Source organism: Methyloferula stellata AR4 (assembly GCF_000385335.1).
Taxonomy (GTDB): Bacteria; Pseudomonadota; Alphaproteobacteria; order Rhizobiales; family Beijerinckiaceae; genus Methyloferula; species Methyloferula stellata.
Window position 1 is genome coordinate 914,247 of record NZ_ARWA01000001.1, and the last position, 26,772, is coordinate 941,018.

A 26,772-nucleotide genomic window follows, 5' to 3' on the forward strand; every position below is an offset into this window, starting at 1 on the left:
TGAACGCGCCACAACCCATTGGAGCGCTACGGTCGATCGTGAGGAGATCTTATGTCTTTAAGCAAACGCAAGCTCGGCACCCAGGGTCTCGAGGTTTCTTCCGTCGGCCTCGGCTGCATGGGAATGAGCCAATCCTACGGCCCCGCGGACGAGGCTGAATCGATTGCGACGCTGCACCGCGCGATAGAGCTTGGTTGCACCTTTCTCGACACGGCCGAGGTCTATGGTCCGTACAAGAACGAGGAGCTTCTCGGCAAAGCGCTGACCGGCAAGCGCGACAAAGTCGTGATCGCGACGAAATTCGGCTTTCATATCGAGAACGGCAGCCGGATGAACGGCACCGATAGCCGTCCGGCACATATCGTGGAGGCCGTCGAGGGCTCCCTCAAGCGGTTGAAGACGGACCATATCGATCTTCTCTATCAGCATCGCGTCGATCGTAATGTCCCGATCGAGGATGTTGCGGGCACCGTCGGGGACCTCGTCAAGGCCGGCAAGGTTCGTTTCTTCGGTCTCTCCGAAGCCGGCGCTGCGACCATCCGGCGGGCACATGCAGCGTATCCGGTCTCGGCGCTGCAAAGCGAATATTCGCTTTGGGAGCGCAATCTCGAAAAAGATGTGATTCCGGTCCTGGCCGAGCTTCAGATCGGGCTTGTCGCTTTTTCGCCGCTCGGACGCGGCTTTTTGACGGGCGAGGTCAAGCGGGCCGAAGATTATCCGGCGGACGATTACCGCCGAACCGATCCGCGCTATCAAGGCGAAAATTACGACGCGAACATGCGGGCGGCGCAGGTTGTCCGTGACATCGCGAAAAGCCTTAATGCGAAGCCGGGGCAGATTGCGCTGGCCTGGCTGCTTGGGAAGAGCGGCCACATTGTCCCCATTCCCGGCACGAAGCGCCGCAGCTATCTCGAAGAAAACGTCGCCGCCGCCTCGATCAGCCTGTCGCCCGAGCAGATGAAGGCTCTCGATGACGCGCTCGCGCCGGAGAAGATCTCAGGGCCCCGCTACGGCGAGACGATGATGGCGATGGTCGACCGTTAGCCGCGGACGGGAACGGCCGGGTGGAAATCGACCGGTCGCGACGTCACGGCGGGAAAGCGAATTTCAGCCTTATTCCAAAGGTTTGGTGAGAGCTGGTCATTTCCCCTTGACCGGCGCCACACTCCCTTGCCAGATGGCGCCGCTTTTCCCAACCGCCCGCGAGCCCATGCCCAAAATCGATGGAAACCAAATCACCCCCGGCACCGTCATTGAACATCAAGGCGGCCTCTGGGTCGCGGTGAAGTCCAATACGGTGAAGCCCGGCAAGGGCGGCGCCTTCAACCAGGTCGAGCTGAAAAACCTGATCGACGGGCGCAAGCTCAACGAGCGATTCCGCGCCGACGCGACGGTCGAGATGATCGAGCTCGAACTGAAGGATTTCAGCTTTCTCTATGCGGAGGGCGAGTCGCTGGTCTTCATGGATCTCGAATCCTATGAACAGATCGATCTTGCTACCGATTGGGTGGGTGAGCGCGCGGCTTTTTTGCAGGACGGGATGAAAGTCACGTTGCAAATGCATGAAGGCCGGCCGATCAGTATCCGTTTCCCGGTCCATGTCATCTTGCAGGTGGTCGAAGCCGATCCTGTCGTGCGCGGCCAGACGGCCGCCTCGTCCTATAAGCCGGCGAAGCTCGAAAACGGTTTGCGTGTCCTTGTGCCGCCCTTCATCGAGCCGGGCGAGCGCATCGTTGTCGATACGACCGAGGTCGCCTATCTAAGGCGGGCGGACTGAACATCTCTATGCACGCCGTCATGGCCGGGCTTGTCCCGGCCATCCACGTCTCTCGGTAGATTTTGATTTGCAGACGTGGATGCCCGCGATAAGCGCGGGCATGACGCGTAACCAACACCATTGGTAAAACGCCTCTTTACAAGGGCTTTGGTTCGCAAAGGCCCTCCCTTTTCATGAGTTCCCTATGATCCGTTCGGCTTTGATGAATGTGATGACGGCGGCGGCCTTGAAGGCCGGACGCGGTCTGAAACGCGATTTCGGCGAAGTCGAAAACCTGCAGGTCTCGATCAAGGGACCCGGCGATTTCGTTTCGGCCGCGGATAAGAAATCCGAGAAAACCCTGTTCGAAGAGTTGTCGAAGGCGCGGCCCGGCTACGGTTTCGTGCTCGAGGAAAGCGGCATCGTCGAGGGCAGCGACAAAAGCCACGTCTGGTACATAGATCCGCTCGACGGGACGACCAATTTTCTCCACGGCCTGCCGATTTTCGCGATCTCGATCGGGCTCGCGCGGGAAGGCCAATTGGTGGCGGGCCTCGTCTATAATCCGGCGACAGATGATATGTTCGTTGCCGAAAAGGGCCAGGGCGCCTGGGGCAATAGTCACCGTTTGCGCGTCGCAGCGAGGCGCAACATGGCTGATGCTTTGATCGGCTGCGGCGCACCGCATATAGGCAAGATCAAGGAACATCCGCGCTTCCAGGCCGAATTCGCGGCTGTGACGGCAAAAGTGGTCAATATCCGGCGTCTCGGCGCGGCCGCCATCGATCTTTGCTATGTCGCGAGCGGCCGCTACGATGGGTTTTGGGAGCGCGGCCTGCAATCCTGGGACATGGCGGCTGGCGTTCATATCATCCGGGAGGCAGGCGGATACGTCACCGATGCCGATGGCGGGACCGATATGCTGACCAAGGGATCGATTTGCGCCGGCAATGAATTCGTCCAGCAGCATTTGCTGGATTTGATCCGGAGCGCCTGACCTAGGACTTTCCGGCGGTGCGGGCGCGCCCGTGTGGAATTACGGCGAAAAAAGCGCCTTCTGCCATATTCGTCGTAATTTTGATGGAGAGCCGGTTCACTGTACCGAAAAATACTCTAGCATAGAGTCATCACGTCACCGGATTTCGCCATGGCAGCCGAGGTCGACCCCTACAGACTGTCTTCGCCGCGCATCTTTCTCGCGCGGATGATCATCTTTCTTATTCTGGTCGGCTTCGTCGCGCTGATCCTCTACAAACAGATTCAGACGGCTTTTTTTGCCAATCCGGGCCTGAACGGGTTGATCGGCTTCGTCCTCCTCTTCGGCATCGGGCTTGGCCTCCGGCAGGTCGTCCGGCTGTTTCGCGAAGTGCGCTGGGTCAATGCTTTGACGCGTGGCGACGCGGCCAAGGTCCCACAGCCGATTCTTCTCGCCCCCATGGCAACTTTGCTCGGCGACAAGCCGCGCTCGGCCATGTCGACCCATACATTGCGGACCATTCTCGATTCGGTCGGTTCAAGGCTTGACGAGGCGCGCGAAGTGGCCCGCTACCTGACCGGGCTTTTGATCTTTCTCGGCCTGCTCGGCACGTTTTGGGGCCTGCTCGAGACCGTGGGTTCGATCGGCGGCGTGATCAACTCCATGCAGACGGGCGCCGACGCGGCCGTCATGTTCGACGATCTCAAGAACGGTCTGGCGCTGCCGCTTGCCGGCATGAAAGTGTCCTTCACCTCATCGCTCTTCGGCCTCGCCGGATCGCTCATCCTGGGCTTTCTCGATCTTCAAGCGGGACAGGCGCAAAACCGCTTCTATAACGAGCTTGAAGACAATCTCACGGCCAGCACCTCGGCCGATAGCGCGACGGAGCAATTCTCCAGCCGCGATGGAATCGTGCTCGATCTGCGCGCGGCCATCGACAAGATTGCTCTCGCGGGCGACCAAAGCCATGCGCGGGCGACCTCGATTGCAATCGCCAATCTGGCGGACGGCATCCAAAATCTCGTCCATCATATGCGGTCCGAACAGCAGATGATCCGCGATTGGGTCGAGGCGCAGGCGGCGCAGAATCAGGAGATCAAAAACCTCCTGAAACGCTTTTCGGTTGAGCCTTCGGAGCGGCGCTGATGGCCTTCGCGCGGGCACGCCGCACGCAGCGCACGATCGATTATTGGCCGGGCTTCGTCGACGCTTTGTCGACCATGCTGCTCGTGATCATCTTTCTTCTGTCGGTCTTCATGATGGCGCAATTCTTTCTCGCGCGCGAAGTGACCGGCAAGGACACGGCCTTGACCAAGCTCAATCACCAGATCGAGGAATTGACCTCGCTTCTCGCGCTTGAGCGCGCCGGCAAGGCCGAGGCTGAATCCAATGTCGCCTCGCTGTCTGCGACGCTCGATACGGCGCAAAAAGATAAATCCAAGCTGCAAAGTCTGATCGATGCGAATGGCGCCGGCTCCGCCGCCGCCGATGCGCGTGTCACCGCCGCTCAGCAACAGATCGACGCCGAAAAGCAGGTCTCGGCGCGGGCCTTGGCTCAGGTCGAAATTCTGAACCAGCAGATCTCGGCATTGCGCCGTCAATTGGCGGCGCTTGAAGACGCTTTGTCGGCGTCCGAAAGCCGGGATCGTGAATCGCAAGCCAAGATCGCCGATCTCGGCTCGCGCCTTAATGTGGCTCTGGCGCAGAAGGTTCAGGAATTATCGCGCTATCGCTCGGATTTCTTCGGCCGTCTGCGCGAGATTTTGGGCGATCGTCCCGGCGTGCGTGTCGTCGGCGACCGATTCGTGTTTCAATCGGAAGTCCTCTTCGATACGGGCCAGGCGGCGCTCAATCCGGCGGGCAAAACCGAACTTGATAAGCTCGCCTCTGCCTTGACCGAACTCGAACGCGAAATTCCGCCGGAAATCCCCTGGGTGATGCGGGTTGACGGCCATACCGACAAGAGGCCGATCCAATCGGCGCAGTTCCACTCGAATTGGGAGCTGTCCTCGGCCCGAGCCATCGCCGTAGTGCAATATTTGATCTCGAAGGGCGTCTCGCCGCAGCGCTTGGTTGCAGCGGGTTTCGGCGAGTTCCAGCCCATCGATCAGGCCGATAATGAAGATGCCTATCGCCGCAACCGGCGTATCGAATTGAAACTCACCGAAAAATAAACAAAGCGTAACCGCGCGGCATCGCCCTATTTCTCCGCTCGGGGTAGGGCGGTTTTAACCCTTTGCTGGCTAATTTCAGGCTCGGACTCGAGCGTGGAGTGGCCCAGCCTTGGAAATTATCGACACTTTCGTGGTTGGCGCCGGGCCCGCGGGATTGACGACGGCCTATACGCTCGCCAAGGCCCATCGCGACGTTCTCGTGATCGAACAAGATCCTGTCTATGTCGGCGGCATCAGCCGGACCGTCAATTACAAGGGCTTTCTCTTCGACATCGGCGGCCATCGCTTCTTTTCGAAATCCAAGGAAGTCGTGGCGCTCTGGAACGAGATCCTGCCCGATGATTTCATCGACCGCCCGCGCCTGTCGCGCATTTTCTACAAGAACAAATTCTATGCCTATCCGCTGAAGGCGTTCGAAGCCTTGCGCAATCTCGGGCTTTGGCAAAGCACGGCTTGCATGGCCTCTTTCGCCTATGCGCAGGCCTTTCCGATTCATGCGCCGAAGACCTTCCATCAGTGGGTCCGCAACCAGTTTGGCGAAAGGCTCTTCTCGATCTTCTTCAAGACCTATACCGAAAAGGTCTGGGGCATGGGCTGCGACGAGATTTCGGCCGATTGGGCCGCCCAGCGCATCAAGGGCCTGAGCCTCGGAAGCGCCATTCTCGACGGGCTTCGCCGTTCGTTGGGGACGAAGCGCAAGTCAAGCGGCGGCGCGGTCGCCAAAACCCTGATCGAATCCTTTCGCTATCCACGCCGCGGTCCGGGCATGATGTGGGAAGCCGCGACCGCCAAGATCAAAGCCCTGGGCGGCAACGTGCTGATGGATCGCAAGCTCTCCTCGCTGCATTGGGACGAGCGCAAAGGCCTCTGGACGATCAAGGTCGAGACGGGCGATGGCGTTGAAGAAACCTATGCCGCGCGCAACGTCGTTTCATCCGCCGCGATCCGCGATCTGATGGGCCGGCTGAGCCCGACGCCGCTCAGCCTTTTCCACGCGCGCCAGCTCAAATATCGCGACTTCCTGACCGTCGTGCTGATCGGCCGGAGCGAGAAGGCTCTGCCGGACAATTGGATCTATATCCATGACCCGCAGGTCAAGGTCGGCCGCGTTCAGAATTTCCGCTCCTGGTCGCCCGACATGATTCCAGACGATGTCTCGACCTGTCTCGGACTTGAATATTTCTGCTTCGAGGGCGACGGCCTTTGGACCTCCTCCGACGCCGAGCTGATCGCGCTTGCCCGGCAGGAGATCGAGCATATCGGCCTGATGCGGTCCGAGGATATCGTCGATGCCTGCGTCGTCCGGCAGAAGAAAGCCTATCCGGTTTACGACGATGCCTATGCCGACAATGTCGCCGTCATCAGGCGCGATCTGCAGACGAGCTTTCCGAGCCTCCATCTCGTCGGGCGCAACGGCATGCATAAATATAACAATCAGGATCATGCGATGATGACCGGCATGCTCACGGCGGCGAATATTCTCGCGGGCGAACAGCGCTACGACGTCTGGCAGGTCAATGAAGATGCCGAATATGGCGAAGAGGGACTGTCGGGCGCCAAGGAAGCCTTGAAGAGCGAACGTCTCGTGCCGCAGCGTGCCGCCTGATGATCATCACCTTGTCGATGAAAACCCGTCCCGCGCGTGACGATGCTCCCGCGACCCTGCCGCGCCTGCCGGTCTTTTTGAAGGATCTCGTGGGCTACGGGCTTTGCAGCGCCGCGGCTCTCGTTTTGGATTGCGGACTTTTGTTCGGCCTCACCTCCGCGGGCTTGAATTATCTGCCAGCGGCGGCGATCGGATTTTTTTCCGGCATGCTGCTCGCCTATGTCTTGAGCATCCGCTTCGTCTATGCCGACCGCCGCAGCCCCAATCACACATGGGAGGCCGTCGGCTTCTTCATCATCGGGATGGCCGGCCTTGTGCTCAATCAAATCCTGTTGTTTGGATTTGTCGACGGACTGGATCTCTCCTTGGTGGCCGCCAAGGGGCTCACGACCCTCTGCGTTTTCCTATTCAATTTCGCGGCGCGGCGCAGCGTCTTGTTTTCGCCGGACGCTTCGCCGGAAAAGGCTTGAGGCATGGCCGCGGCGGACCCGATGCCGCCAGCCGGAATCGCGGCAAGCGCGGTTCATGTGTCGGCTTCGCGCATCGGTTGGCTTAAGGGACGCGGCGACGTAAAGCTTTGGTTCGGCAAGTTGCGGCAGGCGCTCGCCGACGGATCTCTTTTTTTCGGCATCGCGACGATCGCCGTCTTTATGTTGAGCCGGCCCTTCGAGGGCATAGAAGGCGATGGCCAGATCTATATGGCGCGCGCCTTGGCCGATCAGGATGCCATGGGGATCGGCCGCGATATCATGTTCGTCCACGACGGGCAGTCGCAGTTCAGCATCTTTCCCTTCATCGCAGCGAGACTCGTCGCGGCGCTTAATCCCGCCAATACGTCGCTTCTCCTTGCGCTTTTGAGCATCGCCTGCTGGTTCGCAGCCGCGCAGTTTTTTATCGGCCGCTTCGCCGAGGGCCGGATGAAATGGGCGATCTTGATGATCCTGGCCGCCCTTCCGGGCTTTTACGGCGCCTTTCATCTGCTGCGCTTTGCCGAACAATTTGCGACGCCGCGGCCTTTCGCCGAGGCTTGCGTGTTGGCGGCTTTGGGCTTTCTCATCGATCGCCGCCGCGTGCTCGCGCTTGCCCTTCTGGCGCTAGCCTTCGCGCTTCATCCGATCATGGCTTTGCCGGGTCTGTTGATCTTTTGGATCGATCTTTGTCGCGCCGACCGCCGCTGGATCGCGGCCGGTCTTGGGCTTGCGCTGATCGGCGCGATTGCCGTGGCCACCGGCCTGCCTCTCTTCGATCGCCTTGCCACTACGATCGATCCGGATTGGCTGGCGCTTTTACGCCTGCGCAATGCCTATCTTTTTCCGACCCTCTGGCCGTTCGAGGCCTTCGCCTTTTTGGCGCTTCAGATCGCAACGGTCCTTGTCGCGGCCGATCTTCTCGCGCCGCGCGTCCGCTGGATATTTCTGGCAGCGGCGGCCCTCGGCGCGGCCGGCCTTGCGATCTCGGTGCTCTTTGGCGATCTGTGGCCTTTGCTGCTCGTCGTACAGGCGCAGCTCTGGCGCATGAGCTGGCTCCTGGGCATTGCAGCCGGCATCGCCCTCGCGCTTTGCCTTTTGCGCCTGCCGGAAAGAGGACCGCGCGTCGAACTCGCGAGCGCCTTTCTGGCCTTGGGCTGGCTCCTATGGGACGAGCCTCTGCCTGCTCTATTGGCTGCCTGCGCGGCTCTCATTCTCCATCATCTTAGCGGCCTGACATTCGCGCTGCGCCGTCCGGTCCTCAATATGATTTGGGGCGCCGTGCTTTCGATCGGCATCCTGGTTCGGCTTGGTCCAACCATGGCTTTCATCAAATATGCGGCGTCGAGCCCGGCGGATTTTCATCCAGCCGTCTCGCTTTTCTGGAATATTTATCTCGTCTCGATTCCGATTGTGGTTTTCGCGGTTCTTTATGTTTGGCGTCCGGCGCTTATCTCACCAAAAGTCACGGGCGCTTTCGCAGCCGTCACGGTGCTCTGCGTCATCGGCCTATGGGACGATCGCGATCCCCGCCATAAAGTTTTGGATAGCGGCCGTCATCAAGCAGCGCTCGCGGCGCTGCTTCCCGCGGACCACAGCGAAATCTATTGGATGGGCGGGGTTGTCGAGCCGTGGTTTTATGCGGGGCGACCGGGCTGGGCGCTCTACATCCAAGGGGCCGGAAGCGTATTTTCGCGCCCGCTTGCCATGGTGTGGCGGGACCGGGTCGAGGCGCTGATATCCTCAGGCCTCGCAGATCAATCCTTGCGCGGCGCGCAAACCCTTGCGCCGCGCGAAGATGCGGTCCCATTGAGGCGCGCTGCCATAGATGGCCTCTGCGCGCGGAAAGATGCACCGGGCGCCATTGTCGCGCCGTTGGAAGAGGGTATGGCTGAGCCGAGCGATCTCAAATTCAAGATCTGGCAGCCGCCCGCGCCGCAATTCCGGCTGACGCAAAAGGGCGAGACCGTGACCTGGCACAGGGTCGAAAAATTTCTCGTCCTGTCCTGCACCGACCATGTGCCGGAGCTATAAGGCGTCTTTTCGTTCGGCTCGCTCGCGAGCGGGGTCCGGCTCGTCCGTCTTCAGCAAGGCCCCCAGCTTTTCGAGCCCGGCAATCGTGACGACGGGCGGCGCGGCGGCGGGCGCGATCTCGATTCCGGCCGCCGCGAAGCGCTTGATGATATCGAAATAGAGATCGCTTTTGACGCCGCCGATCGTCGAGACATCCTCGACATAAGCAAACAGCTCGAAATTGAGGGCGGTGAGCGTGATGCTCGTGAAGAAGACCTGCGGCGGCGGATCGGCGACGACGAGCCTATGGGCCTTGGCGGCGGCGATCAGAATATCGCGCACTTTTTCAGGCTCTGCCGTGTGGCCGAGGCCGAGCGGAATGCTCAAGCGGCCGCCACGATCGGTCCGCACCCAGTTCTTCACGACGCCCGAGACGAGATTGGCATTTGGCACGATGACCAAAGCGCGATCGAAGGTTTCGATCTCTGTCGCCCGGACATTGATCCGGCGCACAAGCCCTTGCTCGTCGCCGACGACGATCCAATCGCCGACGCGGATCGCACGTTCCCAAAGGAGAATCAGGCCGGACAAGAAATTATTGACGATGGTCTGCAGGCCGAAGCCGATGCCGACCGACAGCGCACCGGCGACGATCGCGAGCCTTTCGAAATTTAATCCAAGATAGGAGAGCGCGAGCAGCAGGGCCACGATGAAGCCGAGATAGCCAAGGCTCGTCCTGATCGAATTGCGCAGGCCGATATCGAGATGCGTCTGCGGCAGGAGGCGCGTGTCGAGCCAGCGCTGCGTGACATGGGTCGCGCCATAGCAGACAGCAAAAATAATGAGCGCCGCTGCGACGCCGGACAGCGACAAGGTAATGCCGCCGACCTGCAGGCCGAAAAACACGGCTTTGAGCCCGCTCGGCACATCCGTCGATTGAAGGCCCCAAGGCGCCAGGATCAAAAGAACGGCCAGGATGAAGAGAACGACATGGGCAATGCCCGACAAAAGCACGCCGAAGAGACTGATGGATTGATGCTCGATCCCGATATTGACGGCGAGAGCCTGGCTGACGCGTGCATCGGGATGCATGCTGGCCGCGATGAACTCTTCGATCAGGACGTTCAACATGTAGAAAAGTGCGACGACGCCGCTGACCCAGACGATCTGATCGACGATGAATGCGCCGAGCGCGACATAGCCGATGAACACCGAAACGACGATGGCGAGCACTACGGCCCAAGCAAATATGCGCAGGATCCGCACCCAGCGGTTGCCCATCGTGACGGGCGGTCCCAGACATTCGTCGCTGGGGTTTTCCTCCGTGATCACGCCCCGCAATGAGAAGCCGATGAGGATCGCGACGATCAAGGCGCCGACGCCCCGCAAGGCGACGGAGACTGGCAAGGATGCCGAGACGATATCGTATAAGGATTCGAAAAGCCGGGTGAGCGAGACGGTGATCGCGACCCAGAGCGCCAGCCGCAGGATGCGCCAGGCCGTTGCGTCGCTGACTTGTGGCAGACGCCAATTGGGATGCGTCGGTGCAAAAAGTCCGCGTGTTATGCCTGCCGCGAGCGCTATGCGGATGACGCTTATGCCAAGCGCATAGATGAAAGGCTGCAGCCGGTCATTGGGAAGCTCGAAGGTCTCGAACACGACGGCTATGGCGAACATGGCCGCGAGAGGGAGGCCGACGAAGCCCATCGCGACTCGCCAGGCGGCACGAATCTTCTGGTAGCGGGTTGGGTTCGCGATCTGCGGCGAGCGCGACAGCACGGCCCTGGAAAGGCGCCCGAGCGGCCATGAGAGAATGAGGATCAGAGCGACAAGACCCCAGAAGGCCGGCATGCGCCAGCCTTCGAGGTGCATGTTGAGGCCGAAGGTCCAGTCGGCGAACACGTCCCGCACATTGGAAAAATCGCGCGGCAGTTCTTTGATCACCTTGAGCCATAGGGACGGACTGGCGATGCCGGTGGTCGATTGGAACAAGAGCCGGGTAAACAGAAGATGCCGCCGCGTCGCGATCCGGTTGATCGTCTGATCGGCCTGCACGGCAAGGAGCTTCGCCCGTTTGATCAGCTCATCCGTCTGATTATAGGTATCCTGCTGGGTGAAACGCTCGGCCGTCACCGCCGGGCTTTCGGGCGGCGCCTTGTCGTCAGGTTTGGGGCCAAGCTGATCGAGGCGCGTCTTGGCCGAGGCGAGCGCCGGGCCCAAATGCTCGATCACATTCTGCAATTCCGCCGAAATGGGCTCCGTCTGTTTGCGCAGATCGGCAAGCGTCGCATCGGTGAGCTCGCCGTTTTGCAAAGCTGTGTCGATGGCCTGCAGGGCCGTGTTGAGCCGGTCGATCCGCTGCGGAATGGGCTCGGGCGGCGGTTTTGCCTCGGGTTCCTGGGCATGAACCGCGATCGAAATCGACAGAAGGAGGGCGATGCAAAGCCAGCGGACAAAGGTGCGGATCAAAAGGCTTTTCCCATCGCGAATGGCGGGCCGGGTTCACCACAGCATGGCGGCGTCAATGCGGCGAAGCAAGGGGTGAGCGAAAGATCCATTCGCAACGGCGAAGACTCTGTCATGGCCATTATCTGCAAAAGCGTGGATGGCCTAGTTGCGGCCCTCGCCGGCCTCCCAGAGCGCCCGCAGGCCTTCGCGATAGGTCGGAAAGGCGAGCGAGACGCCGAGCTCTTCCTTCAGCTTGCGATTGGACGCGCGTTTGTTCTCCGCATAGAAGCTGCGCGCCATGGGCGTGAGATCGGCCGCGTCCACATCCTGCTCGGGTGGCGGCGTAATGCCCATCAGTTCGGCGGCGTAAGTCACGACATCTTGCGGCGGCGCGGGCTCGTCGTCGCTGACATTCCAGATCTGGCCCTTGCCTTCCTGCATCAGCGCGCTTGCGATCGTCAGCGCCACATCCTCAACGTGAATGCGGTTAAAGACCTGATCCGGCTTCACGATGCGCTTCGCCTTGCCCGCTGCCAGATTGGCGAGCGCATTGCGTTCGGGCCCATAGATCCCGGCAAGGCGCAGGATATGTGTGGCCTTGTCCGCATCCTTGCCGATGGAAGCCCAGGCCTTCTCAGCCTGAAGACGTGCCGTCGAGCGCGGGCTTGCCGGCGTAGGCAGGCGATCCTCGTCGACCCACGCCCCCTGCCGGTCGCCATAGACGCCCACCGTCGAGAGATAGACGATGCGAAGCGGGCGGCGCAGGCCGGAGATAAGCCGGCCGAAGCGCGCCAGCACCGGATCGGCCGATGTGCCCGGCGGAATCGAAACGAGCAGGGCATCCGCGCTTTTCAGATGGTCTGCGATGGCCGGGTCTTCATGGTCTGTATTAAAGACCAATGGCTGCACGTGCGTTTGCGCCAAGGCCTCTGCTTTATCGGCCGACCGGACCGTGCCTGCGACATCGTCGAAAAGATCGCCATAGCGATTGATGAAATGAAGCGCGCTATAGCCGAGACCGAAGGCGAAGAGTTTCATGCTTTAAACGCCTCCTCTTTGCATGCGTCCTGTTTCCATTCTGCCATGACAAGATCGTCGCTTTCATGGCCTAGCCAGTGCTGTGCCAGATGCGCGAATATCTCCGGCGTAGCGAGTTGGCTGAGTGCCCAGACCGCCATGCCCCGCACCAAAGGCGACGCGTCGGCGAGCCGCGCTTCGACAAGCGGGATCAAGCCCGACTCACTTGAGTTGCCGACTGCGATCAGGAGATTGCGCATGAAGCGAGAAAAGCCAATCCGCTTGATGGGGCTGCCAACAAAAAAGCTGCGGAATTTAGGCTCGTCAAAGGTAAGCCATTCCGCAATGGCGGGGCTTATCAGATCCGGTCGGGCCTGAAGCTTGGCCTCGCCTGCGCTTTGCGCGTATTTATTCCAAGGGCAGACCGCCAGACAATCGTCGCATCCATAGACGCGGTTGCCGATCGCCTTGCGAAATTCGCGCGGAATAAAGCCCTTATGCTCGATCGTCAGATAGGAAATGCAGCGCCGCGCATCGAGCACATAGGGCGCGGGAAAGGCCTTTGTCGGGCAAATGTCGAGACAGGCCCGGCAGGTGCCGCAATGATCGGCCTCGCCCGCGTCGGCGGCAAGCGGCAGATTCGTGAAGATCGAGCCGAGAAACAGCCAGGAGCCATAGCCGCGCGAGACGAGATTGGTGTGCTTGCCTTGCCAGCCAAGACCCGCCTGTTGCGCCAGCGGCTTTTCCATCACGGGCGCGGTATCGACGAAGACCTTGACCTCCGCCTCTTGTGTCCCGGCGCAAAGCCATGATGCGAGCAGTTTCAGCCGTCCCTTGATCAGATCGTGATAGTCGCGGTTGCGCGCATAGACGGAAAGATTGGCCGCGCCTCTATCGACGAGATTGGCGAGCGGATCCTCAGCAGGGCCATAATTCATGCCGAGCAGAATGATGCTTTTCACCTCGGGCCAGAGACGTCTTGGATCGGATCGTCGCGCCTGCGTCTCGCCCATCCAATTCATGTCGCCGGCTGAGCCCGCGGCGAGCCATTGATCCAATCGAAGACCAGCCTCGCCAAGCGAGCCGGGATCGGCGATACGGCAAAGCTCGAAGCCAAGCTCGCGCGCTTTGGCGGCAAGCGCGGGTTTGAAGCTCGGCTCTAGAAATCGAGATCCGCGTAGACCTCCGCCGGAACGAAGCCCGGCAGCCGGTCGGCCAGAAGCGCGCGAAAGGCCGGACGCGATTTCACCCGCGCGTACCAATGCTTCGCCGTTTCGTCCTCGTCCCATGGCACGTCGCCCAGAAAATCCACCGAGGAAAGATGCGCCGCGGCCGCGAGATCGGCATAGGTCAGGCGATTGCCCGCGAGCCAGTTTCTGTGGCCGATCAGATAGCCGATATAGCGCAGATGGTACCGGATATTCGTGCGCGCCGCGCGGACGAGCTCCATATCCGGTGCGCCGCCGCCAGCTATCGCCGGCATGAATCTCTTATAGATTTTTTCGGTCACAAGCCACTGCGAGACTTCGGCGAAGAATTTATGGTGAAACCAGTCGATGAGGCGGCGCACTTCGACGCGCTCGTAAGGTTCGTCGGGCATCAGGCGATGATCGCCTAAAACCTGCCCGTAAACCTCGTCGAAATATTCGGCGATCGTGCCGGCGCCCGGCACCACCGCGCCGGAATCTTCGATGAAGACTGGCGTCTGTCCGGCTGGATTGAGAATCAGAAAACCCTCGCGCCGCTCGAAGATCTTTTCTTCGATGAGCTCCGGTTCGACGCCAAATTCGCCAAGAAGAAGCCGGACGAAACGCGAATGCGGGCACAGCGGGTGATGATAAAGAATCGGCATCAGGGCCGGTTTACGGGAGGCTCATGGAAGAAGCAAACGCCGAAACAGAGGCCCTGCGCGCAGGAGCCTTGATGGTTACGGAATTCTAAAGCCAAGCAGTCATCGCGCCCCTCCGCCGAAGAGAGGATGGGATAAATATTCCTGCTTTGTTCCCAGGTCCGGGAGAATCGTTTAAGATGCGCGCATGGATCATGCGCTCTCCACCTTCATAGGCTACCGGCTGTTCAATGTGCCGATCACATTGTTTCATGTGGTAGCGGCTGGCCTCATCGTCGCCTCCGTCATCATTTTGCTTTTGACGGCCGGTTTTGTCGGACTTCTCCGCGCCCGCAAAGAGCGGCGCGAAGCGGTCTTGGTCGAGGCCGCGCGCCAGCACGACATGGATGAAAAAATGGCCGAGATCGCGCGCCAGGGCGCGGAGCTCACCGGCCGTCTGCGCGCGATGAGCGAACATCTCGGCTCGCGCCAGGCCGATCTTGCGCGGCTCGTGTCGGAACGGCTCGACAATGTCAGCCACCGCATGGGGCAGAATCTCGAAGCCTCGAGCCTGACGACGGGCGAACATCTGACCAAGCTCAACGAGCGGCTGGCCGTCATCGATGCGGCGCAGGCAAGGCTGACGGGTCTCACGCAAGAGGTCGTGGGCTTGAAGGATATTCTCGCCAATAAGCAATCGCGCGGCGCCTTCGGACAGGGCCGGATGGAGGCGATCATCCGCGATTGCCTGCCGCCCGCGGCCTTCGAGTTTCAATATACATTGTCGAACCGCAACAGACCCGATTGCATCATCCGCCTGCCGGGCGACGATCGCGTGATGGTGGTGGATGCGAAATTTCCGCTTGAATCCTTCACCGCGCTGAAAGACGCCGCGAGCGAAGAGGCCTTGAAACAAGCGCAAGCCCGCGTACGCGGCGATGTCGGCAAACATATTAAGGATATTGCCGAGAAATATTTCGTGCCCGGCGAAACGCAGGATATCGCCGTGCTCTTCGTGCCGTCGGAATCGCTTTATGCCGATTTGAACGAGCATTTCGAGGATCTCGTCCAAAAGGCGCATAAGGCCCGTGTGATCATCGTGTCGCCGTCGCTTTTGATGATGGCAGTGCAGGTGATGCAGGCAATCGTGCGCGATGCCAATGTCCGTGAACAGGCGCATCTCATCCAGGATGAAGTGCGGCTTCTGGTGGAAGATGTCTCGCGGCTTCGGGCCCGCGTGGCCAAGCTCGACGCGCATTTCCGTCAGGCGCAAGAGGATATCGGGCAGATCACGACCTCCGCCGATAAGATCACCAAGCGCGGCGAGCGGATCGACCTTCTCGACTTCTCCGATCACGCCGACGCGCCGAAGCAAAGCGGCCTTCTCGCGGCGTCCTTCATCAAGGCGGCAGAGTAGATTGACCGAGAACAGGCAAGAGACGCCCGGCGCCCCAGGCGCCGGCTATTACGCGGCCTTGGTCGTCGCGACCTTTTTGATGGCGTCGGGTTTCATCACCGGCAAGCTTCTCCTGAATTTCGGCTTCTCGGCGCTTTTGCTCGTCGGCTGGCGTTTTATCGTCGCGGCCTTCGCGCTTTTGCCTTTGGCGGTGATCTCGCACGAGCCTTTGTTTCCGCGCCTCACGCTGCCGCAGAAAGCGACGGTCGTGCTCATCGGGCTTTTGCAGACGACCGGCACGCTCGGCCTGACCTTTCTCTCATTGCGGTATGTTTCGGCCGCGACCTCCGGCATTTTGCTCTTCACCAATCCGATCTGGGTTGCTTTGCTTGCGCCTTGGGCGCTGGGCGAATCCTTGTCGAAGATCAGGGTGCTCGGCCTGATCTGTGGGATCTCGGGCGTAGCGCTGGCGCTCGGCGGCGCGCTCACGGGATCGGAGAATTTCCTGCAGGGCGATATTGTCGGTCTCGGCGGCGCCTTGTGCTGGAGCCTGTCGACCATCATCAACAAGCGTGCGCAATTGCCGATCGGCACCTGGACTTTGAGTTTCTGGCAAATGCTGATCGGCGCGCTCGTGCTCTTGGCCTTGGCCTATGGGCAGGGCGAACATTGGCCGGCCGGTGTCGGAGCGGTGCAATGGGCCTGGTTTCTGTGGCTCGCCATTCCGGGCTCGGCTGCATCCTTTGGCCTCTGGTTTCTCGCCTTGCGCAAAGGCGGTGCGACGCGCTCGAGCGGCTATCTTTTTCTCGCGCCGTTCTTCACCGTGCTGCTGTCCGATCTGATCTTCGGAACGAGCCTCACCCTGCAACAGGCCGCGGGCGGAGTCTTGATCGGTTTGAGCCTATGGCTGGTGAACCGGGGCGGATTGCATCCTTTCCCTAAACCTTGACGCGTCATGCGCGGGCTTGACCCGCGCATCCAAGCACAAAGCTTTCGTGATCATTGCGCCTAAGGTTGCCGCGAAAGATTGCTAGGTCGGCACCTGGATGCGCGGGTCAAGCCCGCGCATGACGCTCGAAGAGATGGCGGCTAGCAACGTCAGAAGTCCGTGCGGCTGCGGATCGCGGCTGCCAGCGTGCCTTCATCGAGATAATCGAGTTCGCCGCCGACCGGCACGCCATGCGCGAGGCGCGTCGTCTTGACCGGGAGATGCGAGATAAGGTCCGTCACGTAATGCGCCGTCGTCTGTCCGTCGACGGTCGCATTGACGGCGAGAATCACCTCTTTCACCTCGCCGGTTGCGACCCGCTCGACCAGCGTCGTGAGATTGAGATCGTCGGGCCCGACGCCATCGAGCGGCGAAAGCGTCCCCCCCAGCACATGATAGCGCGCTTTCAACGCCGCGGCGCGCTCCAGCGCCCAGAGATCGGCGACGGTCTCGACGACAACGAGCACATGCGGGTCGCGCTTCTCGTCGCGGCAGACGGTGCAGGGATCGGATGTATCGACATTGCCGCAGATTTTGCAGGTGACGATTTTGTCGCGTGCATTTTGCAGGGCCTCTGAAAGAGGACCCAAAAGCTCGTCGCGCTTGCGGATCAGATGCAGAGCCGCGCGGCGCGCCGAACGCGGCCCAAGACCCGGAAGGCGCGCCAGCAATTGGATGAGGCGTTCGATCTCTGCGCCCGCGACGCGCTCACCCATAAATCTTCCCACCTGTTGTTGAAGCCCTCGTGCTTCGAGACGCGCTCCTTAAGGAGCGCTCCTCAGCATGAGGGCTTTGGGAGAAGCCCACGTTCTCCCTCACCCTGAGGTGCGAGCGAAGCGAGCCTCGAAGGGCGAGGGCCGCAAAATAAGTCCTTCAAAGAGGAATTAAAACGGCAGCTTCATGCCGGGCGGCAGAGGCAGTCCGGCCGTCACCGCCTTCATCTTTTCCTCCATGAGGCGCTCGGCTTTCTTGCGTGCGTCTTCATGTGCCGTGACGATGAGATCTTCCAAAATCTCTTTTTCGTCCGGCTTCATCAAGCTGTCGTCGATCACGAGACCCTTCAACGCGCCCTTGGCGGTCAGGGTGACGCGCACCAGACCGCCGCCGGACTGGCCCTCGACTTCGAGCCGTTCCATTTCGGCCTGCATATCCTGCATTTTGGCCTGCATGGCTTGCGCCTGTTTCATCAGGCCCATCATGTCTTTCATATGCGCTCCTTTTGGGTCGCGAGAACCCTCTCCCTGTGGGAGAGGGTGGTCAGCGGAGCTGACCGGGTGAGGGGATTCAATCGAGCAATTGAAAGATCGTAACCCCTCATCCGCCTCGCATTCGCTCGGCACCTTCTCCCACTGGGAGAAGGACGCGCCTAACCTTTCCGCCTATAAATCATCCTCAGTGAAGATTTGATCGGCATAGGCGATTTCGTCATTGGTTTCCACCATATCCGCCGTAGGCTCGGGCGCGGCTGTCGATCGCACATCGACAATTTTCGCACCTGGGAAAGCGGCGAGCACGCTTTGCACCAGCGGATCGGCTTCGACCCCGCTTCGCGCGTCTTTCTCCTTTGCAGCGGCCTGTTCTTTTAAGCTCGGCGCGCCCTCCGTCTTCGAGATGGCGACCATCCAGCGCTGGCCCGTCCATTCTTGCAGGCGCTTCATCAAATGCTGCGCGAGCTGCACCGACGCGCCCGGCGCCAGCGAAAATTCGATCGAGCCTTCCTCGAAACGGATCAGGCGCACATCGCGTTCGAGCGCAAGCTTCAACTGAATGTCGCGGTTCTTCGCAGCGAGCGCGACGAGATCTTCAAATCGCCCGAGCCGCAAAAGCGGCGCCTGATCGGCCACGGCACGCGGCGCGGACTGCGGCAAGGACTCTGCTGCGCGGGCCACGGCACCGCCGCCGCCAATGGCATTTGTGCGGCCTCTCGACACCCCTGACGAAGACGAAGCAGGGCTCGTCTCCATCGTGCCAGACGCGAGCTTGCGCAAGGCCTCGTCCGGCGTCGGCAATTCGGCCGCATAGGCAAGCCGCACCAAAATCATATCGGCCGAGGCGAGCGGCCGTGGCGACTCCTTCACCTCCTGCACGCCTTTCAGCAGCAATTGCCAGGCGCGTGTCAAAACCGCCATGCCGAGCGCCTTGGCGAATTCGGCGCCGCGGCGATGCTCTTCCTGGGTGATGGAGACATCCTGCGCCGCTTCCGGAACGAGCTTCAGCCGCGTGACGAAATGCGCGAACTCGGCGAGCTCGACCAGGATCTGTCCCGGATCGGCGCCGCTATTGTGCAAATCCTTCAGCGCCCGCAAGGCTTCCGCGATGCGTCCGGCCATGACATCTTCGAAAAGATCGATGATGCGGGTGCGGTCGGCAAGCCCGAGCATGATCCGCAGATCTTCGGCCCGCGCGGCTCTGTCCGCACTCGCCGCGATTGCCTGATCGAGCAAAGACAGCGCATCGCGCACGGAGCCTTCCGCCGCGCGCGCGATCAAGGCGAGCGCTTCGGGTTCGACGGAAACATTTTCCTTAGCGGCGATCGCGGCGAGATGCGTTGCCAGCACATTGGCATCGATGCGCCTGAGATCGAATCTCTGGCAGCGCGAACGCACGGTGATCGGGACCTTCTCGATCTCCGTCGTGGCAAAGAGAAATTTCACATGGTCCGGCGGCTCTTCCAATGTCTTCAACAGGCCGTTGAAGGCCTGTTTCGAGAGCATATGCACTTCGTCGATGATATAGACCTTGGTGCGCGCCATCACCGGGCGGTAGCGGGCGCTGTCGATGATCTCGCGAATGTCGTCAATGCCGGTATGCGAGGCGGCATCCATTTCGATCACATCGACATGGCGCGAATCCATGATCGCCTGGCAATGGACGCCAAGCTCGGGCATGTCGATCGTCGGGCGGGTGACGGCGGGGCGCCCGTCGCGTGCCGGCAGCTCGTAATTGAAGGCGCGCGCCAGAATGCGCGCGGTCGTGGTTTTGCCCACCCCGCGCACGCCGGTCAGAATATAGGCTTGATGGATGCGGTCGAGTTCGAAGGCATGCGACAGCGTCTTGACCATGGCCTCCTGGCCGATCAGATCGGCGAAGCGCGACGGCCTATATTTCCGCGCCAGCACCCGATAGGCGGCTTGCGTCTCGCCTTTGCCGGCAACAGGCGGAGTCTCGCCGAAGTCGAAGCCAGCCATGCCGGCGGCTTCGGGCTTTTCGTCGAGATGGTCTTCGTTCATCGGTCCTCGTTCAAAACCAAGGCCGCAAAACCCAGGCTGGGGGACGGAAAAGGACGATTTCTCCGGCTGCGCGCCCTTAAAACATCGGCTTGGCGCAGCGGTGAGGTGGGAGGTTGGACAGAAACCCGCCCGGTCTCGTTGGGGCTGCTTCCTTCCGGACCTGACCCGGTTGGCGAGTGGAACGTCCACCGCCAACCTCCCGCCCCTTATGTGGACCATGGCGGGCGTTTCCGCAAGCAGCGATGGCGTCCCGCTCACAGTGCCGAGAGCAGAGGCCGCCGGTCTCTACCGCGACGCTTTTCGCTTCCCAGATATGGGGGAATAGGAGCTCCCATGACCCCCATCTCGATTCTTGACCTCGTGCGGGTCCGCCAGGGTTCGACGCCGCGCGATGCGCTCGACCATGCCCGCGACCTCGCGGCCTTCGCCGAAGGCCTCGGCTATCGCCGTTTTTGGGTCGCCGAGCATCATAATATGCCAGGCATCGCCAGCGCCGCGACATCCGTGGTGATCGCGCATATCGCGGCAGGAACCTCGACGATCCGCGTAGGCTCCGGCGGCATTATGCTGCCGAACCACGCGCCTTTGATCATAGCCGAGCAATTCGGGACCTTGGCGAGCCTGTTTCCGGACCGGATCGATCTCGGTCTCGGCCGCGCGCCGGGCACCGACCAGCTGACCTTGCGGGCCTTGCGGCGCGATCCGGCGAGTGCCGACCGCTTTCCAAATGACGTGCTCGAATTGCAGTCTCTGCTGGCGCCGGTGCAGCCGGGCCAGATGATCCAGGCCGTCCCGGGCGCCGGCACGGAGGTGCCTTTATGGATTTTGGGCTCCAGCACCTTTGGCGCGCAACTCGCGGCGGAATTCGGACTGCCCTATGCCTTCGCTTCGCATTTCGCGCCCGACGCCCTCGATGCGGCGCTCGACATCTACCGGGCCCGGTTCAAACCCTCGAAACAGCTTGAAAAGCCCTATGCCATGGTCGGCGTCAATATTATCGCGGCCGACAGCGATGCGGAGGCGCGGCATCTGGCGACGACGCAGCAAATGTCATTCACCGATCTGCATCGCGGGGTGCGCGGTCTCAGCAAGCCGCCAATCGACGACATAGACACCTATTGGACGGCGCGGGAAAAAGCGCAGGCGCAGCATATGCTGGCCTGCTCGATCATAGGCGGCCCGGACAAGCTGCGGGCCGGAATGGAGCGATTCCTGGAGCAGACAGCGGCCGATGAGTTGATGATCGTGTCCGATATCTTCGATCATGCCGCGCGGCTGCGCTCGTTCGAACTCATCGCCGGTGCGGCGAGGGACATTGAACGCCCTTTGGCTGTCATTGCGAGCGAAGCGAAGCAATCCAGAAACGCCGATTGAGTTTAGCCTTATCCCTGGATTGCTTCGGAGCTTGCGCTCCTCGCAATGACGATTGTTCTACACGGTGCGTTCTTCGACGACGACCGTATCGTCGAGCGGCTCGGGCTCGAAGAGCCAGCGGGCGAAAAGGCCGGCTATGATCGCGCCGAGAATCGGCGCGAGCCAGAAGAGCCAGAGCTGGCCGATATAATCGCCGCCCGCGAAGAGCGCCGGTCCGGTGCTGCGCGCCGGATTGACCGAGGTGTTCGTCACCGGAATCGTGATGAGATGAATGAGCGTCAAAGCGAGGCCGATCGGAATGCCCGCAAAGCCCGCCGCGGCGCCCTTCGATGTCGTTCCGATGATGATGTAGAGAAAGAAGAAGGTGGCGAGAACTTCGGTCACGAAGCAGGCTGCCAGACTATATTTGCCGGGGCTCAGGTCGCCGAAGCCATTCGAGGCAAAGCCCTTCGCGACCCAGCCCGCCTGGCCGGAAGCGATGAAATAGAGGATCCCCGCCGCGGCGATTGCGCCTATGACCTGCGCGATAATGTAAGGGATCACGTCTTTCGACGGGAAGCGGTTCGCCGACCAGAGCCCCGCCGTCACGGCGGGATTGAAATGGCCGCCGGAAATGTGACCGACCGCATAGGCCATGGTCAGAACCGTCAGGCCGAAGGCAAAGGCGACGCCTAGAAAGCCGATGCCGAGATTGGGAAAACCCGCTGCGAGGACGGCGGCGCCGCAACCGCCAAAGGTCAACCAGAATGTGCCGAAGAATTCTGCTGCAGCGCGGCGCGTAATATCGCTCCCCATCTCACCCTCCCGTGGCTGAATCGATTCAACCCTACCACGGTGAAGCTAGCGGGATGCGGCAGGCGCGCAAACGCCCATTCGCCTTATCCACGTCAAAACTGTGTCAACGGTTAATGCGAATTGCCTCCAATGTTTCGATCAAGCCCTAATGGTCTTGAGAGGTGGTAGCGTTGAACCTCTCCCAACCCACGGCACGCAATTCACAGGCGGGGCAGGTACCGCAGCCATAGCCCCACTCATGTTTCGTCGTGCGATCGCCGATATAACATGTGTGGCTGTCCTCGATGATGATGTCGACGAGCTTTTGGCCGCCGAGATTTTTCGCAAGCTGCCAGGTCGTAGCCTTGTCGATCCACATCAGCGGCGTCTCGATGATGAATTGCGTATCCATCCCGAGATTGAGCGCTGTCTGCATGGCCTTGATCGTCGCGTCGCGGCAATCCGGATAGCCGGAAAAATCCGTCTCGCACATGCCGCCGACGATATGGGTGATGCCGCGGCGATAGGCGAGCGCTGCCGCGAAAGTCAGAAACATCAGGTTGCGGCCGGGCACGAATGTGTTCGGTAGGCCCTTTTCATCGGCGACGATTTTGGTCTCGCGCGTCATCGCGGTCTCGGAGATGGCTCCAAGCGCGCTGAGCGAAATGAGATGGTCCGCGCTGAGGCGCGGCGCCCATTGCGGAAAGCCGCGGATGAGCTTTTCGCGGATCAGCGGGCGTTGCGCCAATTCGATATGATGCCTTTGGCCATAGTCGAAGCCGACCGTCTCGACATGGTCGTAGCGGTCGAGCGCCCAGGCAAGGCAGGTCGTCGAATCCTGGCCACCAGAAAAAAGGACGAGGGCTTTTGTAGCGGACAGTGGAGCAAAACCTTTGTTTATGAACCCTCGTGCTTCGAGACGCGTCTCGCTACGCGATCCGCTCCTCAGCATGAGGGCTTAGGGCACAAGCGGAGCCCTCATCCTGAGGAGGCGCGTTAGCGCCGTCTCGAAGGACGAGGGCGCTGACTTGCTTGAGCCAATTATTCTAGAAAATCGAGCCCAATATCCAAAACAGCCGCGCTATGGGTGAGCCAGCCGACCGACATCAGATCGACGCCAGAGGCTGCGATCTCGGCCGCGTTCTGCAGCGTGATGCCGCCCGATGCTTCCGTGACCGCGCGGCCAGCGACCATTTTAACCGCCTCCGCCAGCATCTGCGGGCTCATATTGTCGAGCAGCACGGCATCGGCCTTTTGATCGAGCGCCTCGGCCAATTGAGCCAGCGTATCGACTTCGATCTCGATCTTCACGAGATGACCGGCTCTGGCGCGGGCCCGCCGCAAGGCCTCAGAGATGCTTCCTGCGATCGCGACATGATTGTCCTTGATGAGCACCGCGTCATTGAGGCCGAAGCGATGATTGGAGCCGCCGCCAGCGCGCACCGCATATTTTTCGATCGTGCGCAGGCCCGGCGTCGTCTTGCGGGTGCAGACAATATGCGCCTTCGTACCCTTGACCGCCGCGACGATCGAAGCCGTCGCGCTGGCGACACCCGAAAGATGGCCCAGAAAATTAAGCGCCGTGCGCTCGGCCGTGAGAATGCCGCGCGCCGGACCTTCGACGCGCGCGATAATGTCGCCCTTTGCAACCGTCGCGCCGTCCTCTTTCATTGCCTCAAGTCTGATCGCAGGATCGATCAGAGCGAAAGCAACGCGCGCCAGATCGAGCCCCGCGACGACGCCCGGCTGCCGTGCGGCGAAAACACATTTCACCGTGAGATCGGGCGGGACGATCGCATCCGTCGTGATGTCGCCGGCCCGGCCGAGATCTTCGAGCAGCGTCGCGCGAACCAAAGGCTCGATCATGATGCGCGGGAGAGGGGTGAGGGGCATGGCTCCTCTTTCCTTAAAGGAGGATAGCGAAGTGCTGGCGTAAACCCTCTCCCTGAGGGAGAGGGTGGTTGGCGGAGCCAACCGGGTGAGGGGTTACGATCTTTTCATTGAGAGACCGTAACCCCTCATCCGCCTCGCATTCGCTCGGCACCTTCTCCCACAGGGAGAAGGTTCGCGCACCATCAATTTTGAACTGCTCTAGCCCACCGCTTCCGGCACCAGCTCTCGCGCGATCTCGACTGCTTCACCGAACTTCAGGAAGCTGCGATGCGCCAAGGCCGGATCATGATCCGGGAAATCGGTCCGCGTATGCGCGCCGCGGCTTTCCTGCCGCTTCAATGCCGCGGCGGCGATCATGAGGCCGACCAGCGCCGCGTCGCTTTCCGGCGCATTGGCCTCGATCATCGGATAGAGCGCTGCGATTGCGTCGCGCAAACCGGGGCCGTTGCGCAACACGCCTGCGGCCTCGGACATGATTTTACGCACCGGCGCGGGATCGCTGGAGCGCGCAATCTCTTCATCGAAACGGGGGCTCGTGCGACGCGAGATCGTCGCGGCGACGCTCTCCGCGACAAAACGGGCGCAGACGGCAGCCTCAAGCAGAGAATTGCTGGCGAGCCGGTTGGCGCCGTGGAGCCCTGTTGAAGCCGCTTCGCCGCAGGCCCAAAGTCCTTCGACCGAGCTGCGGCCCGCGGCGTCCACCGCGATGCCGCCCATGTGATAATGCGCGGCGGGACGGATCGGGATCGGCTGCGTCACGGGGTCGATGCCGGCGGCGCGGCATTTTTCGGTGATGCCTGGAAAGTGTTGCGGGAAGCTTTTGCCCAAGGCCTGGCGCGCGTCGAGGAAGACCTGATGGCCGCCCTGCATATGATGCCAGATGGCGCGTGCGACGACATCGCGCGGCGCAAGTTCGGCGCCGGGCACATTCGCCATGAAACGCTCGCCATGCTCATCGATGATGATCGCGCCTTCGCCGCGCACGGCCTCGCTCACCAAAGGCAAAGGCGATGCGCCGATGTTGAGCGCGGTCGGGTGGAATTGCACGAATTCGAGATCGGCCATCGTTGCGCCCGCGCGGGCGGCTAGCGCGAGGCCTTGCCCGAAAGAGCCGGCCGGATTGGTGCTTGCCAGATAAAGGCTGCCGATGCCGCCCGTCGCGATGATGACGCGACCGGTCGCAAACAAGACCGGCCCGCAATTCGTATTGCCGAGGACGCCCACGATTCTGTTGTCTTCGACGATCAGGCGCCGCGCGGCGCAGCCCTTGACGACAGTGATCGAAGGCGTCGCCAGAACCGCGCGCGTCAATGCGTTCATGATTTCGCGGCCGCTGCCGTCGCCGCCCGCATGGACGATACGGCGGCGGCTATGCGCGGCCTCTAAGCCGAAAGCGAGATTGCCGTCCCCGTCGCGGTCGAAGGGCACGCCGAGCCGGATCAATTCGGCGATGGCCTCGCCCGCGGCGGAAACGATCCGCTTCACGGCGGCTTCGTCGCAAATGCCGTCGCCAGCCTTGAGCGTGTCTTCGATTTGCAGCGCCGGACGATCGTCAGGACCGATGCAGGCGGCGATGCCGCCTTGCGCCCAGGCGCTTGATGTCTCGATGCCGAGCGGCGCCTTGCTCAAAAGCACGACAGGTTCCGGCGCCAGATAAAGCGCCGTCATGAGCCCGGCAAGCCCGCCGCCGATGATGATCGGGCTGCCGCCGAGGTCGCGTTGTTCCATATTCTCTACGCTTTCGTTTTACGCATAATCTTGATCCAAAAAGTCTCCGACTTTTTGGGATTATGCTTTCACGGCCAGCATGCGCTCGACCGAGAGACGGGCGCGCTCGGCGACTGCCGGATCGATCGTCACTTCATGCGTCATGGTTTCCAGCGCATGCCGGATCTTCGGCAGGGTGATGCGCTTCATATGCGGACAGAGATTGCACGGCCGCACGAATTCGAGTTCCGGATACTGGATCGCGACATTGTCGCTCATCGAGCATTCGGTCAGAAGCGCGACGCGCGGCGGGCGTTCTTTCGCGATGTAGGAAGCAATCGCCGCGGTGGAGCCTGAGAAATCCGAAGCGCCGACGACGTCCGGCGGGCATTCGGGATGCGCCAGGATCACGACGCCCGGATAATCGTCGCGTAATTCCGCGACCTCGGCGGCGCTGAAGCGCTCATGGACTTCGCAATGACCCTTCCAGGTGATGATCTCGACGCCCGTCTCGGCGGCGATGTTTTTTGCGAGATATTCGTCGGGGATCATGATGACGCGCTTGACGCCCAAGGATTCGATGATCGCCTTGGCATTGCCCGACGTGCAGCAAATATCGGACTCGGCTTTCACCGCGGCGGACGTATTCACATAAGTCACGATCGGCACGCCCGGATAGCGCTTGCGCAGGTTGCGGACATCGGCGGGCGTGATCGATTCCGCCAGCGAGCAGCCGGCGGCGAGATCCGGGATCAAAACTTTTTTCGACGGGTTCAGAAGCTTGGCCGTTTCGGCCATGAAATGGACGCCGGCCAGAACGATGACGTCGGCCTCGACATTCATCGCCTCGCGCGCCAAGGCCAAGCTGTCGCCGACGAGATCGGCGACGCAATGGTAGATCTCAGGCGTCTGATAATTATGCGCGAGAATGACTGCGTTATGGCTCTTTTTCAGAGCCATAATAGCGTCAATATCCCTTGCTAGAAGCGGCCATTCGATTGCGGGAATCGCATGCTGGACCTTGGCATAAAGGCCCTCGGTCCGCTCCAACAACCCCGTTGCTTCCATGGCATATACTCCCTTTGAGCATTATTGGAGTATATGCTGGGGTTGAGTATAAGTTTT

The 26,772-nt window shown here is 61.0% G+C and carries 23 protein-coding genes and 1 other RNA gene; 11 read left to right on the plus strand and 13 right to left on the minus strand.

Annotated features, from left to right (window positions below; genetic code table 11):
* Window positions 1-51: 51 nt before the first annotated feature.
* From A3OQ_RS0104555 to A3OQ_RS0104590, 8 genes are all read left to right on the plus strand, one after another.
* Window positions 52-1,044, plus strand: a complete 993-nt coding sequence (locus A3OQ_RS0104555; protein ID WP_020174179.1) for an aldo/keto reductase — start codon at window positions 52-54, stop codon at window positions 1,042-1,044.
* Window positions 1,045-1,210: 166 nt separating this feature from the next.
* The gene (gene efp / locus A3OQ_RS0104560) at window positions 1,211-1,777 is read left to right on the plus strand and encodes an elongation factor P (protein ID WP_026595492.1); all 567 of its coding nucleotides are present in this window, start codon (window positions 1,211-1,213) and stop codon (window positions 1,775-1,777) included.
* 184 nt (window positions 1,778-1,961) lie between these two features.
* Window positions 1,962-2,753, plus strand: a complete 792-nt coding sequence (locus A3OQ_RS0104565) for an inositol monophosphatase family protein (RefSeq protein ID WP_020174181.1) — start codon at window positions 1,962-1,964, stop codon at window positions 2,751-2,753.
* A gap of 150 nt (window positions 2,754-2,903) precedes the next feature.
* Entirely contained in the window at window positions 2,904-3,878 is a 975-nt protein-coding gene (locus A3OQ_RS0104570; protein ID WP_020174182.1) for a hypothetical protein, read from the plus strand.
* Window positions 3,878-4,906: a peptidoglycan -binding protein gene (locus tag A3OQ_RS0104575; protein WP_020174183.1), complete on the plus strand. Its 1,029-nt coding sequence runs from the start codon at window positions 3,878-3,880 to the stop codon at window positions 4,904-4,906. The genes A3OQ_RS0104570 and A3OQ_RS0104575 overlap by 1 nt, the downstream gene beginning before the upstream one ends.
* 109 nt (window positions 4,907-5,015) lie before the next feature.
* Entirely contained in the window at window positions 5,016-6,512 is a 1,497-nt protein-coding gene (locus A3OQ_RS0104580; protein ID WP_020174184.1) for an NAD(P)/FAD-dependent oxidoreductase, read from the plus strand.
* Window positions 6,513-6,529: 17 nt separating this feature from the next.
* Entirely contained in the window at window positions 6,530-6,982 is a 453-nt protein-coding gene (locus A3OQ_RS0104585) for a GtrA family protein (protein WP_161607301.1), read from the plus strand.
* A 3-nt stretch (window positions 6,983-6,985) separates the two neighbouring features.
* The gene (locus A3OQ_RS0104590; protein WP_020174186.1) at window positions 6,986-9,013 is read left to right on the plus strand and encodes a hypothetical protein; all 2,028 of its coding nucleotides are present in this window, start codon (window positions 6,986-6,988) and stop codon (window positions 9,011-9,013) included.
* Here the strand turns inward: A3OQ_RS0104590 and A3OQ_RS21325 are convergent.
* The 4 genes from A3OQ_RS21325 to A3OQ_RS0104615 form a co-directional block, all read right to left on the minus strand.
* Window positions 9,008-11,461 carry a DUF3772 domain-containing protein gene (locus A3OQ_RS21325; RefSeq protein WP_020174187.1) on the minus strand — a complete coding sequence of 818 codons (2,454 nt, stop codon included), beginning with the start codon at window positions 11,459-11,461 and terminating at the stop codon, window positions 9,008-9,010. The two genes, A3OQ_RS0104590 and A3OQ_RS21325, sit on opposite strands and share 6 nt — an antisense overlap.
* 141 nt (window positions 11,462-11,602) lie before the next feature.
* Window positions 11,603-12,478, minus strand: a complete 876-nt coding sequence (locus A3OQ_RS0104600; RefSeq protein WP_020174188.1) for an SDR family oxidoreductase — start codon at window positions 12,476-12,478, stop codon at window positions 11,603-11,605.
* A complete protein-coding gene (queG, locus tag A3OQ_RS0104605) occupies window positions 12,475-13,719 on the minus strand; it encodes a tRNA epoxyqueuosine(34) reductase QueG (protein WP_244427094.1) in 1,245 nt (414 codons plus the stop codon). Before queG ends, A3OQ_RS0104600 begins: the two co-directional genes overlap by 4 nt.
* The gene (locus tag A3OQ_RS0104615) at window positions 13,617-14,309 is read right to left on the minus strand and encodes a glutathione S-transferase family protein (RefSeq protein WP_020174191.1); all 693 of its coding nucleotides are present in this window, start codon (window positions 14,307-14,309) and stop codon (window positions 13,617-13,619) included. The genes queG and A3OQ_RS0104615 overlap by 103 nt, the downstream gene beginning before the upstream one ends.
* 184 nt (window positions 14,310-14,493) lie before the next feature.
* Here A3OQ_RS0104615 and A3OQ_RS0104620 point away from each other — a divergent pair, with 184 nt between their 5' ends.
* Both A3OQ_RS0104620 and A3OQ_RS0104625 read left to right on the plus strand, forming a co-directional pair.
* Window positions 14,494-15,702, plus strand: coding sequence for a DNA recombination protein RmuC (locus A3OQ_RS0104620; RefSeq protein ID WP_020174192.1), 1,209 nt, complete (start codon window positions 14,494-14,496; stop codon window positions 15,700-15,702).
* Window position 15,703: 1 nt separating this feature from the next.
* Window positions 15,704-16,630: a DMT family transporter gene (locus A3OQ_RS0104625; protein ID WP_020174193.1), complete on the plus strand. Its 927-nt coding sequence runs from the start codon at window positions 15,704-15,706 to the stop codon at window positions 16,628-16,630.
* A 149-nt stretch (window positions 16,631-16,779) separates the two neighbouring features.
* Here A3OQ_RS0104625 and recR read toward each other — a convergent pair whose 3' ends face one another.
* From recR to ffs, 4 genes are all read right to left on the minus strand, one after another.
* Window positions 16,780-17,385 (minus strand): recombination mediator RecR, encoded by a 606-nt coding sequence (recR, locus tag A3OQ_RS0104630; RefSeq protein ID WP_020174194.1) that lies wholly within the window; start codon window positions 17,383-17,385, stop codon window positions 16,780-16,782.
* A gap of 168 nt (window positions 17,386-17,553) precedes the next feature.
* Window positions 17,554-17,877, minus strand: coding sequence for a YbaB/EbfC family nucleoid-associated protein (locus tag A3OQ_RS0104635; protein ID WP_020174195.1), 324 nt, complete (start codon window positions 17,875-17,877; stop codon window positions 17,554-17,556).
* Window positions 17,878-18,048: 171 nt separating this feature from the next.
* Window positions 18,049-19,899 carry a DNA polymerase III subunit gamma/tau gene (locus A3OQ_RS0104640; protein ID WP_020174196.1) on the minus strand — a complete coding sequence of 617 codons (1,851 nt, stop codon included), beginning with the start codon at window positions 19,897-19,899 and terminating at the stop codon, window positions 18,049-18,051.
* Window positions 19,900-20,003: 104 nt separating this feature from the next.
* An RNA gene (ffs, locus tag A3OQ_RS23945) (signal recognition particle sRNA small type) lies at window positions 20,004-20,100 on the minus strand.
* Window positions 20,101-20,232: 132 nt separating this feature from the next.
* Here ffs and A3OQ_RS0104645 point away from each other — a divergent pair.
* Window positions 20,233-21,273 carry an LLM class flavin-dependent oxidoreductase gene (locus tag A3OQ_RS0104645; protein ID WP_020174197.1) on the plus strand — a complete coding sequence of 347 codons (1,041 nt, stop codon included), beginning with the start codon at window positions 20,233-20,235 and terminating at the stop codon, window positions 21,271-21,273.
* A 57-nt stretch (window positions 21,274-21,330) separates the two neighbouring features.
* On the opposite strand, the gene aqpZ is transcribed toward A3OQ_RS0104645, so the two are convergent.
* From aqpZ to nadA, 5 genes are all read right to left on the minus strand, one after another.
* Window positions 21,331-22,068: an aquaporin Z gene (gene aqpZ, locus A3OQ_RS0104650; RefSeq protein WP_020174198.1), complete on the minus strand. Its 738-nt coding sequence runs from the start codon at window positions 22,066-22,068 to the stop codon at window positions 21,331-21,333.
* Between the two features lie 145 nt (window positions 22,069-22,213).
* The gene (gene queC, locus A3OQ_RS0104655; RefSeq protein ID WP_020174199.1) at window positions 22,214-22,999 is read right to left on the minus strand and encodes a 7-cyano-7-deazaguanine synthase QueC; all 786 of its coding nucleotides are present in this window, start codon (window positions 22,997-22,999) and stop codon (window positions 22,214-22,216) included.
* 89 nt (window positions 23,000-23,088) lie between these two features.
* Window positions 23,089-23,940, minus strand: coding sequence for a carboxylating nicotinate-nucleotide diphosphorylase (gene nadC / locus A3OQ_RS0104660; protein ID WP_026595496.1), 852 nt, complete (start codon window positions 23,938-23,940; stop codon window positions 23,089-23,091).
* 198 nt (window positions 23,941-24,138) lie between these two features.
* The gene (locus A3OQ_RS0104665; protein WP_020174201.1) at window positions 24,139-25,668 is read right to left on the minus strand and encodes an L-aspartate oxidase; all 1,530 of its coding nucleotides are present in this window, start codon (window positions 25,666-25,668) and stop codon (window positions 24,139-24,141) included.
* A 60-nt stretch (window positions 25,669-25,728) separates the two neighbouring features.
* Window positions 25,729-26,715: a quinolinate synthase NadA gene (nadA, locus tag A3OQ_RS0104670; protein ID WP_020174202.1), complete on the minus strand. Its 987-nt coding sequence runs from the start codon at window positions 26,713-26,715 to the stop codon at window positions 25,729-25,731.
* Window positions 26,716-26,772 lie beyond the last annotated feature (57 nt).